The organism is Shewanella chilikensis, assembly GCF_002836945.1.
Lineage (GTDB): Bacteria > Pseudomonadota > Gammaproteobacteria > Enterobacterales > Shewanellaceae > Shewanella > Shewanella chilikensis.
In genome coordinates, this window is sequence record NZ_NIJM01000023.1 from 1 (window position 1) to 16,614 (window position 16,614).

At 52.8% G+C, this 16,614-nt stretch carries 15 protein-coding genes and 1 pseudogene; 6 read left to right on the forward strand and 10 right to left on the reverse strand.

Annotated features, from left to right (window positions below):
• Positions 1-276: 276 nt before the first annotated feature.
• The 9 genes and pseudogenes from CX651_RS10445 to CX651_RS10485 all read right to left on the reverse strand — a co-directional run.
• A pseudogene (locus CX651_RS10445) lies at positions 277-534 on the reverse strand (transposase); the annotation flags it as partial.
• 73 nt (positions 535-607) lie between these two features.
• Complete coding sequence (gene mutT, locus CX651_RS10450; protein WP_101055951.1) at positions 608-1,006, reverse strand: 8-oxo-dGTP diphosphatase MutT; 399 nt, start codon at positions 1,004-1,006, stop codon at positions 608-610.
• The gene (gene yacG, locus CX651_RS10455; RefSeq protein WP_039033599.1) at positions 1,003-1,218 is read right to left on the reverse strand and encodes a DNA gyrase inhibitor YacG; all 216 of its coding nucleotides are present in this window, start codon (positions 1,216-1,218) and stop codon (positions 1,003-1,005) included. The genes mutT and yacG overlap by 4 nt, the downstream gene beginning before the upstream one ends.
• Before the next feature lie 44 nt (positions 1,219-1,262).
• Positions 1,263-2,003, reverse strand: a complete 741-nt coding sequence (gene zapD / locus CX651_RS10460) for a cell division protein ZapD (RefSeq protein ID WP_101055952.1) — start codon at positions 2,001-2,003, stop codon at positions 1,263-1,265.
• Positions 2,000-2,611 carry a dephospho-CoA kinase gene (gene coaE / locus CX651_RS10465; protein WP_101055953.1) on the reverse strand — a complete coding sequence of 204 codons (612 nt, stop codon included), beginning with the start codon at positions 2,609-2,611 and terminating at the stop codon, positions 2,000-2,002. The genes zapD and coaE overlap by 4 nt, the downstream gene beginning before the upstream one ends.
• Complete coding sequence (locus CX651_RS10470; RefSeq protein ID WP_101055954.1) at positions 2,612-3,526, reverse strand: prepilin peptidase; 915 nt, start codon at positions 3,524-3,526, stop codon at positions 2,612-2,614.
• A 74-nt stretch (positions 3,527-3,600) separates the two neighbouring features.
• Complete coding sequence (locus CX651_RS10475) at positions 3,601-4,869, reverse strand: type II secretion system F family protein (RefSeq protein WP_101055955.1); 1,269 nt, start codon at positions 4,867-4,869, stop codon at positions 3,601-3,603.
• 175 nt (positions 4,870-5,044) lie between these two features.
• Positions 5,045-6,751 (reverse strand): type IV-A pilus assembly ATPase PilB, encoded by a 1,707-nt coding sequence (pilB, locus tag CX651_RS10480; protein ID WP_101055956.1) that lies wholly within the window; start codon positions 6,749-6,751, stop codon positions 5,045-5,047.
• Positions 6,752-6,754: 3 nt separating this feature from the next.
• Entirely contained in the window at positions 6,755-7,225 is a 471-nt protein-coding gene (locus CX651_RS10485) for a pilin (RefSeq protein WP_101055957.1), read from the reverse strand.
• A gap of 68 nt (positions 7,226-7,293) precedes the next feature.
• Between CX651_RS10485 and CX651_RS19855 the strand changes: the two genes are divergently transcribed.
• A complete protein-coding gene (locus tag CX651_RS19855; protein WP_146225989.1) occupies positions 7,294-7,674 on the forward strand; it encodes a hypothetical protein in 381 nt (126 codons plus the stop codon).
• Between the two features lie 556 nt (positions 7,675-8,230).
• Here CX651_RS19855 and nadC read toward each other — a convergent pair.
• Positions 8,231-9,091 carry a carboxylating nicotinate-nucleotide diphosphorylase gene (nadC, locus tag CX651_RS10490; RefSeq protein WP_101055958.1) on the reverse strand — a complete coding sequence of 287 codons (861 nt, stop codon included), beginning with the start codon at positions 9,089-9,091 and terminating at the stop codon, positions 8,231-8,233.
• A 184-nt stretch (positions 9,092-9,275) separates the two neighbouring features.
• Here nadC and ampD point away from each other — a divergent pair, with 184 nt between their 5' ends.
• From ampD to aceF, 5 genes are all read left to right on the forward strand, one after another.
• Positions 9,276-9,821 (forward strand): 1,6-anhydro-N-acetylmuramyl-L-alanine amidase AmpD, encoded by a 546-nt coding sequence (gene ampD, locus CX651_RS10495; RefSeq protein WP_229799870.1) that lies wholly within the window; start codon positions 9,276-9,278, stop codon positions 9,819-9,821.
• 53 nt (positions 9,822-9,874) lie between these two features.
• The gene (ampE, locus tag CX651_RS10500; RefSeq protein ID WP_101055959.1) at positions 9,875-10,726 is read left to right on the forward strand and encodes a beta-lactamase regulator AmpE; all 852 of its coding nucleotides are present in this window, start codon (positions 9,875-9,877) and stop codon (positions 10,724-10,726) included.
• 261 nt (positions 10,727-10,987) lie between these two features.
• Positions 10,988-11,740, forward strand: coding sequence for a pyruvate dehydrogenase complex transcriptional repressor PdhR (pdhR, locus tag CX651_RS10505; protein ID WP_039033589.1), 753 nt, complete (start codon positions 10,988-10,990; stop codon positions 11,738-11,740).
• Between the two features lie 72 nt (positions 11,741-11,812).
• On the forward strand, positions 11,813-14,479 hold the full coding sequence (gene aceE / locus CX651_RS10510; protein ID WP_101055960.1) for a pyruvate dehydrogenase (acetyl-transferring), homodimeric type: 2,667 nt from the start codon (positions 11,813-11,815) through the stop codon (positions 14,477-14,479).
• A 13-nt stretch (positions 14,480-14,492) separates the two neighbouring features.
• Positions 14,493-16,475, forward strand: coding sequence for a dihydrolipoyllysine-residue acetyltransferase (aceF, locus tag CX651_RS10515; protein WP_101055961.1), 1,983 nt, complete (start codon positions 14,493-14,495; stop codon positions 16,473-16,475).
• Positions 16,476-16,614: the final 139 nt, after the last annotated feature.

The following is a 16,614-nucleotide window of genomic DNA, read 5'->3' on the forward strand; positions in this document are numbered from 1 at the left end:
CATCGCCAGACGCCTAACAAACAAAAAAGCCCTAGCTGAATGCTAGGGCTTTTTTGTTTGTCTCGCTTCCAGCGAGCACGACTTAACATGCAGCCCAAAGCTGCTGGCGCAGTGTGTGCCCCTCAGCTCGCAGCCAAGCTGCTTCGCGCTACAGCCATCTATCAAGCTGTGCTTGATGAGCAGATGTCTTTCGCCCCCATGTGAGATGGTGCTGTGGATATGTTGAGAATGGCTCGACTGGTTTATCTGGTCAGATTTATCCAGTCCCTGATCTATCCAGCCCCTGGAGCACAGAGATTTCACCCGACCAGTATTCTCAATGAGGGTATTCCAGGCTCGGGATGCTTACTCAACAATTTGCTCGTAGCAATCGAATACTCGGTTGGAAAGACAGTGTTGTCTGAGCCATTGCCAAACTTGCTCCATCGGGTTCAGATCTGGGGAATAGGCGGGTAGCTTAATCAAAGTGAGATTTGAGAAAGGTGTTGCCATATCCATAGTATGCCAGCCTGCGCCATCAAGGATGACCTCTGCAGAGGTGATTTGGGACATCTGCATCGACAAGACAGGGATAATAAAAAGCCAGCTTAGGCGGCTGGCTTAGGGCTTACTTTGAAAACTCTGTCAGGATTTTATCAAGAATCGGTTGGTTGGCATCCGGGAAGGTGTATTCCGGGAGCTGTTCCAAGTGCACCCACTCGACTTGCTGTCCTTCTACGCCATAAGCCGTACCATTGAATTCCGTAACCAGGTGAATATCCAGTAATACCTGTTTGTCCGGGTAGTCATAAGACAACAACATAAAGGGAGTGGAACCTGCTATGTTGAGGCCAACCTCTTCCGCGAGTTCTCTGGCAAGCGCTTGGGTGACGGTTTCGCCCATTTCGACTTTACCGCCGGGGAATTCCCATTTTCCACCTTGATGCAGATGCCCATGGCGCTTGGCCAGTAGGATCTGTTTACCGGATTTGATAATGCCGACTGCGACATGAACTCTTTTTGTCATGATTGATCCTTGAAGAAATTGCCTTCATCGTAACCCAGCTCATCCAGCATTTGCTGATCAAATTCTGGCTTCACCGGGATAGCATGTTTCTCTGAGGCCCAATCTCCAAGATCGATGAGTTTACAGCGCTCGCTACAGAAGGGCTTGAATTTGGATTCGGGGCTCCATTCCACCTCTTTTTGACAGGTGGGGCACTTAACTGTGATAGGCATTTTTGTGTCTCTCGGGCTAACTGATGGCGCCCATGGTAAAGAGTTTAGCCGCAGGTCGCCAGTAGGAATTTGACGGTTTTGTCGGAATGCTTTTGTTGTTCGAACAGGACAAAATGAATGGCAAAGCGGTTTCTGTGACCACTAATGGTGGGGTAGCAGCCCTGTTCGGCGTCAAGCTTGACTCTGACCAGCGACAAGCTTTGTTGGCTGTCGCCTTGGTAAAAGCCGGCATGGGCCACAGCTTCTCGGTACTCACAGCTCATGCGGGTTAGTTGCAACAGCAGGCTGATAGGTTGCAGTAAACTCCTGAAGTGGTTGGTCCATTGGCGATACTCTTGGCTGCGTTCTTCCCAAGGTTTCGCCAGCCAAAAGTGGAGTTGTGGCAGATCGAAGTTACAGCAAGCACCAGGCATACTGAATCTCTGTCTGAGCGCCGATATAAATCTGTCTTGTTTCAGTTGGCTACCTGGACGCTGCGGGCGTTGCAGCTCTTCTCTGGCATGGGAGAATTGTTCAAGATAGTGCTGCAGCTGTTGTTGATCGACTTGTTCCCGCTGTTGCCAGTTTTGCAGTTGGATTAATTGGCGGTCGATGTCTTTGATGACTTCGCTGCGGTAATCACAGCGTTCGGTAAGTTCACAGAGAGAGAAAAGCGGATAAAAGCATCTGTGTTGATGATCTTGCAGCAGGTTGTTATCCAATTGACGAGCGAGATATTCCAGGCGCAGATAACTACGGATCTTTTCATTTAGCGGCTGTTCGAATATCAGTTCTGTCGTGTTCATGAATTTTTAATGTCTGCCAGCTGTAAGTATTTATTATGCAGCGCCAGTACCTGGGCCTGTAACGCGTCGATCTCTCCCTGATTGTCAATCACATCATCGGCCTTATCGAGTCGGCTCTGGCGGTCGCTCTGGCTATTGATAATGTTTTGAACCTGCTCCTTAGACACCATGTCCCGTTCAATAGTTCGCTGCAATTGTAATTTGGGTGAAATATCTACGACTAATGTGCGATCTGCCAGTTTGTCCAGGCCGTTCTCAAACAGTAAGGGAACCACCATAATGACATAAGGAGAAGCCGCCATCTCAAGCTGTTCCAGCATGCGGGTGCGTATCATGGGATGCAACAGGGCATTGAGCCATTCCCTGTCTTGCGGATGATGAAATATCTGTTCCCTCAGCGCCGCCCTATCCAAGCAGCCATCGGGTGTCAGCATCTGCGGGCCAAATTTATCGCCAATTTGCTTAAGGCCATCTGAGCCCTTGGCGACAACTTCTCTGGCGATGATATCGGCATCAACCAAAACAATGCCTTGCTCGGCAAACAGATTGGCTACTGTCGTTTTACCGCTGCCTATGCCCCCCGTGAGGCCTATAATAAAGTTCGCCATTTAAAGTGTTCCCAAGTACCAGTCAACTATCTGTTGCCCCCACACCATGGCAACCCAACCGGCTATGGCAATATAGGGGCCAAAGGGAATGGGGTTACCCCGATTGAGGTTCTTGAACACTATGAGTAACACACCTACCAGGGCGCCCACCAAAGAAGAGAGCAGAATTATCAGTGGCAGCATCTGCCAGCCCAGCCAGGCGCCGAATAGAGCCATCAGCTTGAAATCGCCATAGCCCATGCCTTCCTTGCCGGTGATTAATTTGAACAGCCAGTAGATAGACCAGAGGCTTAAATAACCGGCTGCGGCACCTATGGTGGCATCGGTAATACTGGCAAAAGTGCCGGAGATATTAATCAGTAAACCGAGCCACAGCAGCGGCAGGGTTATCTGGTCAGGCAACAGCATCTCATCCAAATCTATGCCGCTGAGGGCTATCAGTCCAAAGGTCAGAATAGTTGCATAGGCAAACTGCAGTGTTGGACCAAAGTGCCAAGCGAGCGTACAAATGAGTAGGGCAGTCAACAACTCGAACAGAGGATATCTTGCCGAGATCTTGGTCTTACAGGCAGCGCATTTGCCGCCAAGCATCAGGTAACCGATTATGGGTAAGTTGTGCCAGGGTTTGATATGAGCGCCGCACTTGGGGCAGGCAGACTTCGGCAGCAACAGATTGTACTTGGCCGGGTAGTTATCTATCGGTGCATTGAGCTTGGCTTCACCTATCTGTTTGGCGAATTCGGGTTGGTATTCCTGCAGGTATTGATTGCATTCCTGCTGCCATTCGCGCTTCATCATTACCGGCAGGCGGTGGATTACCACATTGAGAAAGCTGCCTATCACAGAGGCAAACAGAAAACAGAGAACAAGAAAGAGCCACAGATTGTGGCTCAATATGGCAATAAAGTCTGACATCGAATATTACACTGCCCTAAAAATGGTGTTAAAAGTGCTGCTTGTTATTATTGCACCGGCTTTGATACTGAGGCTTAACCTACCACGTTACCCATTTGGAAGATAGGCAGGTACATACCTACAATAAGGCCGCCTACCAGAGTACCTATCACCACCATCATAATGGGTTCAATCAGGCTGGAAAGCCCGTCTACGGCGTCATCTACCTGCATCTCGTAAATATTGGCTATCTTGTTGAGCATATTATCCAGCGAGCCGGATTCTTCACCTATCATCACCATCTGGATCAGCATATCGGGAAACAGCTTGGTGGTACGCATGGCTACGTTCATTTGCATACCGGCCATCACTTCGGTACGTACATTCAGCAGGGCCTTGCGGTAGACATAGTTACCGGAGGCGCCGGCGGCAGACTCCAGGCCATCAATCAGCGGTACCCCGGCGGCAAAGGTAGTGGCCAGGGTGCGGGCGAAACGGGCCATGGCAGCCTTATGGAGAATTTCGCCAATCAGGGGAATTTTAAGCACCATTTCATCGATACGGTTACGAAACTTTTCCGAGTTGCGATGGGCGCGGACAAACAGCCAAACCCCGATAACAATTGCCGCGAGAAACAGATACCAGGTACTTTGCAGCCAACGGCTTATATTAACTATCAACTGGGTAAAGGCGGGCAGTTCGGCGCCAAAGCTGGCAAAGATACTTTCGAACTGAGGTACTACAAACAGCAATAGCAGCACAGTAACTGCTATGGCAACCACAACTACCGCCGCGGGATAGAACATGGCTTTTTTGATCTTGGACTTGAGCGCCTCGGCTTTTTCTCTGTAGGTCGCGATACGGTCAAATACCGCATCCAAAGAGCCGGAATGTTCCCCGGCGGCCACCAGGTCGACATAGAGATCGTCGAAATAAGCCCTGTGGGGGCGCAGGGCATCGGAAAGGGGAATACCGGCCTGAACATCGGCCAGCACAGTGCCCAGCAAAATACGCACCTTGTTTTTCTCATGGCCGCGGGCAATCAACTCGATGGAGGTCACCAAGGGCACACCTGCGGCCAGCATGGTGGCTATCTGGCGGGTGATCACCGCGATATCCATCGGCTTGATTTTTTTATCACCACCAAAGAGAGAGGCAGACTTTTTACGTACCAGTTTGGGATTAATCCCCTGGTTTTTCAGCAAGCTTTTGATTTCGGCAATGCTGGCGCCGCGTAATTCGCCGGAGCTTTGCTTGCCATCGCGATTAAGACCTTTCCAGGTGAAGGTGTAGATCTTGGCTTGAGCCTTGGCACCTTTGGTTTTGGCTTTATTGTTTTTAGCTGTTGCCGTTGCTGTGGCCATAATAGTTCCTTGGAATAAACGGTTTGCCGTGCCTGCATATTATTTTAGTCGGGTTACCCCTGGCCCGCCTGCTGCGAATGGCGTTAAGCACTTATGTTATGGCGCTCATGTTATGGCACTTATGCTTTGGCACGCAGGCTTTGGATATCACAGCCGCTGTCTGGCTTGGCAGGCATCAGTAACTGGTTACCCGGTTGACCTCGGCAATGCTGGTGACGCCCTGAATGACTTTAAGCAGGCCAGACAGGCGCAAGTCCCTCATTCCCTGCTGCTTGGCGGTAGCGGCAATCTGCAGTGAATTACCGCCTTCCATAATGGTTCTGGCAATTTCATCGGACATCTTCATCACTTCATAGATACCGACTCGGCCCTTGTAACCGCCGGAGCAGTGCTCACAGCCGCAGGGCTTATAAACGGTAAAACCGCTATCTATCTGTTGCTGGCTGAAGCCCAGCTGCAGCAGTTCATGTTCGGGGACATCTTCCGCTTGTCGGCATTCGGGACAGAGACGGCGGGCCAGGCGCTGGGCAATTATCAGGTTGACCGAACTGGCAATGTTGTAGCCGGGTACGCCCATATTGAGCAAACGGGTGAGGGTTTCGGCCGATGAGTTGGTGTGCAGGGTCGAGAGCACCAAGTGGCCGGTTTGTGCCGCCTTGATGGCGATTTCGGCGGTTTCCAGATCGCGAATTTCCCCCACCATCACCACGTCTGGATCCTGACGCAGGAAGGAGCGCAGCGCCGAGGCGAAGGTTAACCCGGCCTTGGGGTTGATATGCACCTGGTTAACCCCTTCGAGGTTAATCTCCACCGGATCTTCGGCGGTGCTGATATTGCGCTCCTCGGTATTGAGAATATTGAGGCCGGTATAGAGGGACACGGTTTTCCCAGACCCCGTGGGGCCGGTAACCAATATCATCCCCTGGGGTCTTGCCAGCATCTCCATATAGGCTTGTTTCTGGTCTTCCTCATAGCCGAGCTTTTCTATGCCCAACTGCGCCGAAGAGGAGTCGAGGATCCGCATCACTATCTTTTCGCCCCAGAGGGTGGGCAGGGTACTGACCCGAAAATCAATGCTCTTGTTGCGCGACAGCCTCATCTTGATGCGGCCATCCTGGGGCACCCGGCGCTCGGCGATATCCAGCTTGGACATCACCTTTAAGCGAGCCGATATCCGTCCGGAAAGTGAAATCGGCGGCTCGGACACCTCATGGAGTATGCCATCGATACGAAAACGGATGCGGTAGCGCTTCTCGTAGGGTTCAAAATGCAGATCCGATGCGCCCTTACGGATGGCATCGGTGAGAATTTTATTGATATAGATGACGATGGGGGCGTCATCCTTGCCTTCGCTGTTGTCTTCCGGGCGCTTGTCGGTATCTGTGACTTCAATGCCGGCGAGGGACTCTTCATCCAGGCCATCGAGATCCAGCGAGCTCAAGTCCTCTTCCAGTACCTTTTCCAGCGCCTTGGCTAACTTGTCCTCTTCGACCAGTATCGCTTCGGCATGCAGGCCGGCGCTGAACTGAAAGTCTTCCAGGGCGGCGATATTGGTGGGGTCCGAGGTGGCGATATAGAGGCGGTTGCCGCGCTTGAACAGCGGCAGACATCTGTGTTTGTCGATCAGTTTCTTGTTGAGAAACTCATCCGGAATACTGCTTAGGTCAAACTCATTGAGATCCAGCAGCGGGGTGCCGTACTCCTCATAACAGAGCTCGGCTATGCTGCGGGCGGATAAAAGCTTGCTGGTCACCAGGGTGGTGACCAGGGCTTGGTTGCTGTTTTGCGACTGCTTGATGGCCTCCGTCAGGCTGCTCTCGTTGAGCAGCCCCTTACGGATAAATAGGGTCGATAATCCTAAGTGGAGGCCGGTTGTGGGCATTGATTAACACAGACCTGCTGCTTGACAGCTACCCGATGCGGCCCAATCTGTAGAGCCTCCTGAATTTGGTGTACCAGTTAAAATGTAAGTATAAGCGGCATCAAATGTTGGTGCTCCAACTGATGTTACGGTTATAACAATAGTTCCTGTAGGATCTACTATTTGGGTGCCAGGATTGGCTGGGTCATCGATCATATTGGCGTCAATAGCCACGGTATCAACAAGTGGGCCTGCAGCCCAGCCAGTTAATGATTCATCTAAAGTTGCGCAGCTTGAGCCAGTTTGGATACATACATCTACAGCTGTTTTGGCGGGAGTTGCTGCAAGTACTACTTCACTGAATTTTGCACGCTGAGTATAAGTTTTGTAAGCAGGCAGTGCGATGGCCGCCAGAATACCTATGATGGCCACTACGATCATCAATTCGATCAGGGTAAAGCCCTGGGCACGCTTGTTGAGTTTGATAGTTTTCATTTGCTTTCTCCGTTGTTGCCGTCTTGAGTGAATCGGTAACTTGATTCCCTGTTACTCGTATTCCTGTGATGCCTGTAAATATTCAGGCGGTTTTTCCGGCTTGCCAGCTTAGTGGGGATCACCCCAAAGCCTATCTGGATCCAGACTCAATCAGTTCAGCAAAACCATTTAAGTTTATCGTATGTCGTTCCGGCAAACCGCACCTCAAGGAACTGAGCATTTACTCAAATCACAATTTTTACATTTGTAACTTTATTGTGCGTCATAAAATAGCAGTTTGGGTGGTTACCTTGTCGGTGAGGTTGGCCGACGCGGCCATCTCGCCTGCCCTAAAAGTTAGTATAAAGTTACTAAAAAGGGAATCTGCAATAGTGAAAAAACCACCTGAAATAGCGGAAAAAATCAAAATTGTTATCCACCACCAAGTTTTACCGGTAACAATATTTTGACGCTTTGCCCTGTTTGTGTCAGGGATGTGGCGTTGTCAAAAAAATGCTTGGCTCCCATTTAGCGGTAAATATTGTTGTTAACAATTTGTTTATTTTGTTGGGCGGTTTTGGGGGCGGATTTTTGGCGGGGAATAGGTGATTTTTATAGCTGGTTTTATCTAGGTGGGGTTTCATGCACAGGTTTTGTGCATGGGCTTTATGCATGACTTTATGCATGGGCTTTATGCATGAGTTTTATACTGGTGCCAAGTGAGGTGCACAAACCGCGCCTGCCTGAGGAAGAATATAACCCTGGGATAGTATTATCAGACGGGCTCTTGCTCGGGCTTGGGGCTGGGGTTGGACTTGGGTCTGGACTTGAGTTTGGTCTTGGGGCGGCGGTTTTCAGTGGAGTGGCGAGAGCCTGACTCAGAATAAGGCGCAGATGCTGCAAGCTGCAATGGCAAGCGGATGAGTATTGTGCGGTTAGCGGCGGGGCTTGGCGGTTAACGCCTGCTGGGGGGATTGGGGCTGAAATCGGCATACCCCTGGCGTCAGGGGTATGCCTGCCAAGATCTCAGCCTTTGAGGCGCATGGAGAGATCCATGGCCCGCACATGCTTGGTCAGGGCGCCGACCGAGATAAAGTCGACACCGGTTTGGGCGAAGGCAGTTATGGTTTCCAGAGTGACATCGCCGGAAACTTCCAGTTTGGCACCCAGTCCCTTGGCCTTAAAGCCATTATTGAGCTCTACCGCCTGCAGCATCATGGTGACATCGAAGTTGTCCAACATAACAATATCGGCGCCGCCCTCCAGCGCTTGCGCCAGTTCTTCCAGGGTTTCTACTTCGACTTCCACAGGTTTGTCCGGGCGCAGTGCTCGTGCGGCCGCAATCGCCTTGGCGATACCGCCGCAGGCCATAATATGGTTCTCTTTGATCAGAAAGGCGTCGAACAAACCTATGCGGTGGTTTTTGCCGCCGCCGCAGGTGACGGCATATTTCTGCGCCGTCCGCAGGCCGGGAAGGGTCTTGCGGGTATCGAGCAAACGGCATTGAGTGCCCGCCAGTTTGTCGCAGTAAATCTTGGTCAGGCTGGCTACGCCTGAGAGGGTTTGAATAAAGTTCATCATGGTGCGCTCGCCTGTGAGCAGCAGGCGCGCCGGGCCAGAGAGTTCACACAGCAGCTGATTGGGCAGCACAAGATCGCCATCATCCACATGCCAGTGCAGGGCCACTTCGCCTCCGAGCTGGTTAAATACCTGTTCGGCCCAGGCTTTACCACAGAAAACACCTTCTTCGCGGGTAATAAGGGTAGCTTCGGCATATTTGTCTGCCGGGATCAACAGGGCTGTGATATCGCCCTCGGAGGCCTTCTGGTGGCCAAGATCTTCGTCCAGTGCGGCTTTGACACTGACCCTGATATCATTTTCGAGCATGATACGCGTCCTTGATTGACTCGGGATTATTGAGGAAATTTATGCTGCTAGATTAGCATAATAAGGGGCGCTGCTGGTATTGTGTTGGAGGCACAATTGGCTGTGGTCGAGTCCGGGGTGATTTGAAGCGCAAGCAGCCAAGCCTTGCTTTAGTGACGCCAATAGAGAGTCGGGAGATAAATAATTGGTTCGGGAGCTATGGATTGATGGTTGGTATGGTGAAGCCGTACCCAGGCCTTCACCTCACTTTAATCACAGGCCAGATGGCGAGGTGAGCCTTTTGGTGATCCATAATATCAGTCTGCCGGCCGGCTGTTTTGGTCTGCCTTATATAGAGCAGCTGTTTTTGGGAACCTTGGATACTGAAGCCGATCCCAGCTTTGCCGAGCTTAAGGGGCTGGAAGTGTCGGCGCATTTTCTGATTCGCCGTGATGGTGAATTGCGCCAATATGTTTCGGTCGACCAGCGCGCCTGGCATGCAGGGGTATCTAACTATGCCGGTCGTAGCGGCTGTAATGACTTTGCCGTCGGCATAGAGTTGGAGGGCACAGATGATTCCGGCTTTACCGAGGCGCAGTACCATAAACTTATTACCCTGAGCCAAAGTTTACGGTTGGCCTACCCGGATATCACCAAAGAGAGAATAGTAGGTCACAGCGATATTGCCCCTGGGCGCAAGACAGACCCGGGCCCGGGGTTTGATTGGCAAAGGTATCTGCAGGCGCTGTGACGCGTGTCGCTTTGAGATGGCCACAGGCCTAAAGAGAGCATGGAGAAGAAGAGATGGCACTGTTTTCCCTGTTGATCGCGATTATTGTTGAACGTTTGAAACTGCTGCCGGCTCGTTGGCAGTTGGACAGTGGGCTGCGCTGGTATCAAAGGCAGATGTTTACCGACAGTCAGTTGAGCACTACAGGTGGCATGATAGTGGCGCTCTTGCTACCGGCTGTGAGTGTGGCAGTGGCTTTGTGGGTAGTGGATGGATGGTTTTGGGGCTTGCCTTCGCTGCTGTTGTGGGTGGCGCTGGCGGTAGTCTGTTTTTCCCACCAATATCAAAGGCGTTTATTTAAGCGTTATGTGCAGGCTGCTTGCCGCGGTGATGTGCAAGCCAGTTTTCATTTCGCCGGAGAGCTGGACTGCAGTGAATGCCTGGATGCGGTCAGCGAACGCGAGTTGGGCGCCAGGGTAGGCCAGAGCGTGGCCTGGCTCAACTACCGCTATTATGGCGCCGTGGCGCTGTTCTTTATTCTATTTGGTCCGGTAGGCGCGGTGTTTTATTGCAGTGTGCGTTTTTTTGATGAAAGGCGCCAACGCTTGGCTAAAGAGTGGCCTGTGGTAGATAAGCTGCTGTATTGGCTCGACTGGTTGCCGGCACGGATCATAGGTTTTGGTTATGTGCTTTGCGGTCATTTCAGCAATGCTTTTCCGTTATGGTGCCAGTTGGCGCTGAAACGGGAGGCGACGCCCAGGGAGATAGTGACCCAAGTGGCGCTGGCTGCTGAAACTCTGCCGGATGATGAAGATGTGCCTGTGTCGGTACAGTCTACCTTGGCACTGCTGGCCTTGAGTAAGCGTAACTCAACTTTACTGCTTACTATTTTGTCGCTGTTGACCATTTTTGGTCTGGTGAGTTAGTGCTGAATAAGTGTGCTTGCGGTTTTGCTGCGGCGGGGCTTGGGTTTAACCAGGCTTTGGCTTAACCAGGCTTTGCCGCAAACAGGGCCCGAAGCTGCTTGTTAATTGGTCTGACCCCAGAGGGAAAAATATAGGCTATGCTCACACATCGTGAGTTGACTTGATGCAGATCACTAACTGGACTTTAAAAGTGTGATTTGATAAAGTGCGCTCACTCGTAGAAATTGGTAAGACCAATTTACAATAGGAGCTGAGGGCCAGATGGCTTATAGCAAAATCAGTCAGCCAAAGATTTCTGACGTCATCATGAATCAGTTGGAGCAGATGATCCTGGAAGGCAGCTTGCAGCCGGGTCAGAAGTTACCTCCTGAACGCGAGTTGGCGTTGCAGTTTGAAGTCTCCCGTCCCTCATTGCGGGAAGCGATTCAAAAGCTGGAAGCAAAAGGATTATTGCTGCGCCGCCAAGGCGGTGGTACCTACGTTAAAGAACAGTTGTGGCAGAGTCTTGCCGATCCCATAGTCGAACTTATGCAGGGTGATCCGGAGAGTCAATATGACTTGCTGGAGTTCCGTCATGCCACCGAAGGCATGATGGCCTATTTTGCCGCCCTGCGCGGAACTGACGCCGATATGCAGAATATCCAGCGAATGATCCAGGAAGTGGAAGACGCCGAGGGAATTGAAGCGCAAGCGGCCGCCATTGTGCATTTTTACCGGGCGGTAGCCGAGGCATCACACAATGTTGCCATGCTGCACCTGGTTCTGAGTTTAACTCCTGTGCTGCATCAGAATGTGGCGCAAAACCTGGAGCTTCTGAGTCGTCGTGAAGAAGCTTCATCCATGGCGAATAAACATAGGCGGGCTTTGCTGGCCGCTATTATTCGCCGCGATCCCGAAGCCGCGCGTGAAGCGTCCAATGACCACTTGAGTTATATCGAGGAAGTCATGTTGTCGGTACGGGAAGAAGATAGCCGGTTGCAGCGTAGCTTGCGCCGTTTGAAGAGCGGCGTGTAGCCCAGGGGCGGCCCAGTGCCCACCTTAGGACGTCGTAATCACTATTAATACAATGTATAGAAGGACAGTGTCATGTCTGAAAATATGCTACAAGACTTGGATCCGTTAGAGACACAGGAATGGGTAGAATCCCTGCAGGCCGTATTGGAGCAGGAAGGTCCCGAACGTGCTCATTACCTGTTGGAAAAGCTGATCGATAAGGCTCGCCGTAACGGTACTCACCTGCCTTACACTGCCACTACTGCTTACCTGAATACCATTCCTGCCGGGCAAGAACCTCATATGCCGGGTAACCAGGAGATGGAACGTCGCATTCGCGCCATTGTGCGTTGGAACGCGTTGGCTATGGTACTGCGTGGTTCCAAGAAAGATCTGGAGCTTGGTGGTCATATTTCCAGTTTCTCATCCAGTGCCACTATCTATGATGTGTGCTTTAACCACTTCTTCCGTGCTCCCAACGAGAAAGACGGCGGCGACCTGGTTTACTTCCAGGGTCACATCGCCCCCGGCATCTATGCCCGTTCTTTCCTCGAAGGTCGTCTGAGCGAAGAACAGCTGGCCAACTTCCGTCAGGAAGTGGATGGCAAAGGCCTGTCCTCCTATCCGCATCCCAAGCTGATGCCTGATTACTGGCAGTTCCCTACGGTTTCCATGGGTCTGGGCCCTATCCAGGCGATTTATCAGGCGCGCTTCCTTAAGTACCTGACTGACCGTGGCATCAAGGATTGCTCCGAGCAAACCGTATATTGCTTCCTGGGCGACGGCGAGTGTGATGAGCCGGAAGCGCTGGGTGCCATCGGTTTGGCCGCTCGTGAAGAGCTGGATAACCTGGTGTTTATCGTTAACTGTAACCTGCAGCGTCTCGACGGCCCTGTACGCGGTAACGGCAAGATCATCCAGGAGCTGGAAGGTGAATTCCGCGGCGCCGGTTGGGAAGTGGTCAAGGTTATCTGGGGCCGTTACTGGGATCCATTGCTGGCCAGTGACACCAGCGGTAAGCTGCTGCAACTGATGAACGAAACCGTTGACGGTGAATACCAGAACTGTAAAGCCAAAGGCGGTGCCTGGACCCGTGAACACTTCTTCGGTAAGTATCCTGAAACCGCCGAGATGGTAGCCAACATGTCTGATGATGACATCTGGCGCCTGAACCGTGGTGGCCACGACCCGGTGAAGATTTACGCCGCGCTCGATAGAGCCAAGAAGACCAAGGGGCGCCCAACCGTGATCCTGGCCAAGACAGTCAAGGGCTATGGTCTGGGTGATGCCGGTGAAGGCAAGAACATTGCCCATAACGTCAAGAAGATGGATATTGAAGCCATTCGTCACTTCCGTGACCGCTTCAACATCCCAATCCCTGATGACAAGCTGGATGAGATCCCCTTCTACCATCCGGGACCGGATTCCGAAGAGGTTAAATACCTCAAGGAACGCCGTGAGGCCCTGATGGGTTATCTGCCTGCCCGTCGGCAGAAATTCAGCGAAGAACTGCAAGTGCCTTCACTGAAGATTTTTGATGCGGTTCTCAAAGGCTCCAACGGCCGTGAGATCTCTTCTACCATGGCCTTTGTGCGGGTATTGACGGCCTTGCTGAAAGATAAGGGCATAGGTAAGAAGATAGTACCTATCATCCCGGATGAGGCCCGTACCTTTGGTATGGAAGGTCTGTTCCGTCAAGTGGGTATCTATGCTCACGAAGGCCAGAAATATGTGCCTCAGGATGCGGATCAGGTTGCTTACTATCGTGAGGACAAGTCCGGTCAGGTGCTACAGGAAGGGATTAACGAGCTGGGCGCCATGTCCTCTTGGGTGTCGGCTGCGACCAGTTACTCGGTCAATGATACGCCGATGATCCCTTTCTATATCTATTACTCCATGTTCGGTTTCCAGCGGATCGGCGATCTGGCCTGGGCCGCCGGCGACATGCGCGCCCGTGGCTTCTTGGTCGGTGGTACTTCCGGCCGGACTACGCTGAACGGCGAAGGCTTGCAGCACCAGGATGGTCACAGCCATATTCTGGCCAATACCATTCCTAACTGCATCAGCTATGACCCAACCTATGGTTATGAGATTGCCGTTATTGTTCAGGATGGTATTCGCCGCATGTATGGCGAAGATCAGGAAGATATCTTCTACTACCTGACCACAATGAACGAGAACTATGTTCAACCTGAAATGCCACAAGGCGTGGAAGAGGGAATAGTCAAGGGTATCTACAAGTTGGAAAGCGTTGCCGGTTCCGGCAAAGGCAAAGTCCAGCTGATGGGTTGCGGTACTATTCTCGAGCAAGTACGCAAGGCGGCACAGGCGCTGGCGAAAGACTTCGGTATCAGCACAGATGTGTTCAGCGTTACCAGCTTCAACGAGCTGGCGCGTGATGGTCAGGCGGTTGAGCGCTGGAACATGCTGCACCCAACAGAAACCGCCAAGGTGCCTTATGTAAGCACAGTGCTGGCAAAAGATGCGCCTGCGATTGTGGCGACCGATTACATGAAGATCTATGGCGAGCAGCTGCGCGCTTACGTGCCTTGTGACTACAAGGTGCTGGGTACCGACGGTTTCGGCCGCTCTGACAGCCGCGCCAACCTGCGTCACCACTTCGAAGTGGATGCCAAGTTCATCGTGGTTGCTGCGCTCAAGTCGCTGGTGGACCGCAACGAGCTGCCGGTAGATGTTTTGGCCAAGACCATTGCCGAATATGGCATCGACGCCGACAAGATCGACCCACAGCACGCGTAAGAGGTGAAGCAGAATGGCTGATATGAAACAAGTACTGGTTCCCGATATTGGCGGGGACGAGGTACAGGTTATTGAGATCTGTGCCAATGTGGGTGACAGCCTGGCGGCTGAAGACTCCATTATTACCGTTGAAAGCGACAAGGCGACCATGGATATTCCTGCGCCATTCGCCGGTGTGCTCAAAGAATTGAAAGTGGCCGTTGGCGACAGCGTGTCTGAAGGCACCTTGATAGCCTTGATGACTGCCGAAGGCGCAGAAGCGGCTCCTGTTGCAGAGGCGCCCAAGGCTGAAGCCGCGCCTGCTCCGGCAGCGGCTCCCGCGCCAGCTGCAGAACAGGCGGCGCCGGCCGCACCTGCAGCCGGTGGCAGCCAGGTCATCGAAGTGACAGTGCCGGATATTGGCGATGCCGCAGATGTCGATGTTATCGAAGTGCTGGTGAGCGAAGGTGAGGCTATCGAAGCCGACGCCGGGTTGATCACGCTGGAAACCGATAAGGCGACCATGGATGTACCTTCGCCTCAGGCGGGTACAGTCAAGTCACTGAAAGTGAAGGTTGGCGACAAGGTTTCCCAGGGCTCTTTGGTGTTGCTGCTGGAAGTTGGCGCCTCTGCCGAAGCGCCACAAGCGCCAGCGGCTCAAGCAGCCGCACAGCCGGTGGCCGCTCAGGCAGCCGCGCCTGCCACAGTTGAAGTGAAAGAGATTGCGGTTCCCGATATCGGTGATGCTGCCGATGTGGACGTTATCGAAGTGCTGGTGGCGGTAGGTGATGAGATCAGTGCCGATCAAGGGCTGATCACTCTGGAAACCGACAAGGCGACCATGGAAGTACCGGCGCCCTTCGGTGGCAAGCTGGTTTCTCTGACCGTCAAAGTGGGTGACAAGGTGTCTCAGGGTAGCGTGATTGCCACGGTTGAGACCCAAGGCGCTGCTCCCGCAGCAGTTGCTGCACCGGCAGAAGCCCCAGCTCAGGCGGCCCCTGCCCCCGCACCGGCTCCAGTGGCCGCGCCTGCAGCGCAGAGCCGCCCACCTGTGCCGCATCATCCGAGCGCCGGTGCCCAGCCTAACACAGGTGCGGTACACGCTTCTCCGGCGGTGCGTCGCCTGGCCCGTGAGTTCGGTGTGGACCTGACTCAGGTGAAAGGTACGGGTCGCAAGGGCCGTATCCTCAAAGAGGATGTGCAGGCCTATGTGAAATATGAACTGTCACGGCCCAAGGCCACGGCGGCGACTTCTGTCGGCGGCGGCAGTGGTCTGCAGGTTATCGATGCGCCTAAGGTAGATTTCAGCAAGTTCGGTGAAGTGGAACAAGTACCACTGACCCGGATCCAGAAGATCTCCGGCCCTAACCTGCACCGCAACTGGGTGACCATTCCCCATGTGACTCAGTTCGATGAGGCTGATATCACAGAGATGGAAGCTTTCCGTAAGCAGCAGAATGAATTGGCTGCCAAGCAGAAGCTGAATGTGAAGATCACTCCGCTGGTGTTCATGATGAAGGCGGTTGCCAAGACGCTGCAGCAGTTCCCGGTATTCAACTCCAGCCTGAGCCCGGACGGTGAATCGCTGATCCGCAAGAAGTACTTCCACATAGGGGTGGCGGTTGATACGCCAAACGGTTTGGTTGTGCCGGTGGTGCGTGATGTGGACAAGAAAGGGATTATCGAGCTCAGCCGTGAGCTGACCGAAATTTCGATCAAGGCCCGCGACGGCAAGCTCAAGGCAGCCGACATGCAAGGCAGCTGCTTCACTATCTCAAGCCTGGGTGGTATCGGCGGTACCGCGTTTACGCCTATCGTCAACTATCCGGATGTGGCAATTCTCGGGGTGTCCAAGTCTGAGATCAAGCCGAAGTGGAACGGTAAAGAGTTTGAGCCAAAGCTGATGTTACCACTGTCACTGTCTTATGATCACCGGGTGATCGACGGGGCGATGGCGGCACGCTTCAGTGTCACTCTGTCAGGGATCTTGTCCGATATTCGTACAATGATCCTCTAACACAACAGGCTGCCCTTCGGGGCGGCCTTTTGTTTATTGTGATCAGTGTCAAACACGGGTTAAAATGCGCCCACCTTACGAGACAAGCACTTTCGAGCTGGCGCATCGCAGGTTGGGCTGGCTGTCCCCAACGGAATGA

Bases quoted from the DNA above. Each gene is read 5' to 3' on its own strand.
- CX651_RS10470 (WP_101055954.1), bottom strand. From the start codon at position 3,526: ATGTCAGACTTTATTGCCATATTGAGCCACAATCTGTGGCTCTTTCTT.
- CX651_RS19855 (WP_146225989.1), top strand. From the start codon at position 7,294: ATGCCTGTAAATATTCAGGCGGTTTTTCCGGCTTGCCAGCTTAGTGGG.
- pdhR (WP_039033589.1), top strand. From the start codon at position 10,988: ATGGCTTATAGCAAAATCAGTCAGCCAAAGATTTCTGACGTCATCATG.
- coaE (WP_101055953.1), bottom strand. From the start codon at position 2,611: ATGGCGAACTTTATTATAGGCCTCACGGGGGGCATAGGCAGCGGTAAA.
- mutT (WP_101055951.1), bottom strand. From the start codon at position 1,006: ATGACAAAAAGAGTTCATGTCGCAGTCGGCATTATCAAATCCGGTAAA.
- yacG (WP_039033599.1), bottom strand. From the start codon at position 1,218: ATGCCTATCACAGTTAAGTGCCCCACCTGTCAAAAAGAGGTGGAATGG.
- pilB (WP_101055956.1), bottom strand. From the start codon at position 6,751: ATGCCCACAACCGGCCTCCACTTAGGATTATCGACCCTATTTATCCGT.
- aceF (WP_101055961.1), top strand. From the start codon at position 14,493: ATGGCTGATATGAAACAAGTACTGGTTCCCGATATTGGCGGGGACGAG.
- CX651_RS10475 (WP_101055955.1), bottom strand. From the start codon at position 4,869: ATGGCCACAGCAACGGCAACAGCTAAAAACAATAAAGCCAAAACCAAA.
- aceE (WP_101055960.1), top strand. From the start codon at position 11,813: ATGTCTGAAAATATGCTACAAGACTTGGATCCGTTAGAGACACAGGAA.
- nadC (WP_101055958.1), bottom strand. From the start codon at position 9,091: ATGCTCGAAAATGATATCAGGGTCAGTGTCAAAGCCGCACTGGACGAA.
- CX651_RS10485 (WP_101055957.1), bottom strand. From the start codon at position 7,225: ATGAAAACTATCAAACTCAACAAGCGTGCCCAGGGCTTTACCCTGATC.
- zapD (WP_101055952.1), bottom strand. From the start codon at position 2,003: ATGAACACGACAGAACTGATATTCGAACAGCCGCTAAATGAAAAGATC.
- ampE (WP_101055959.1), top strand. From the start codon at position 9,875: ATGGCACTGTTTTCCCTGTTGATCGCGATTATTGTTGAACGTTTGAAA.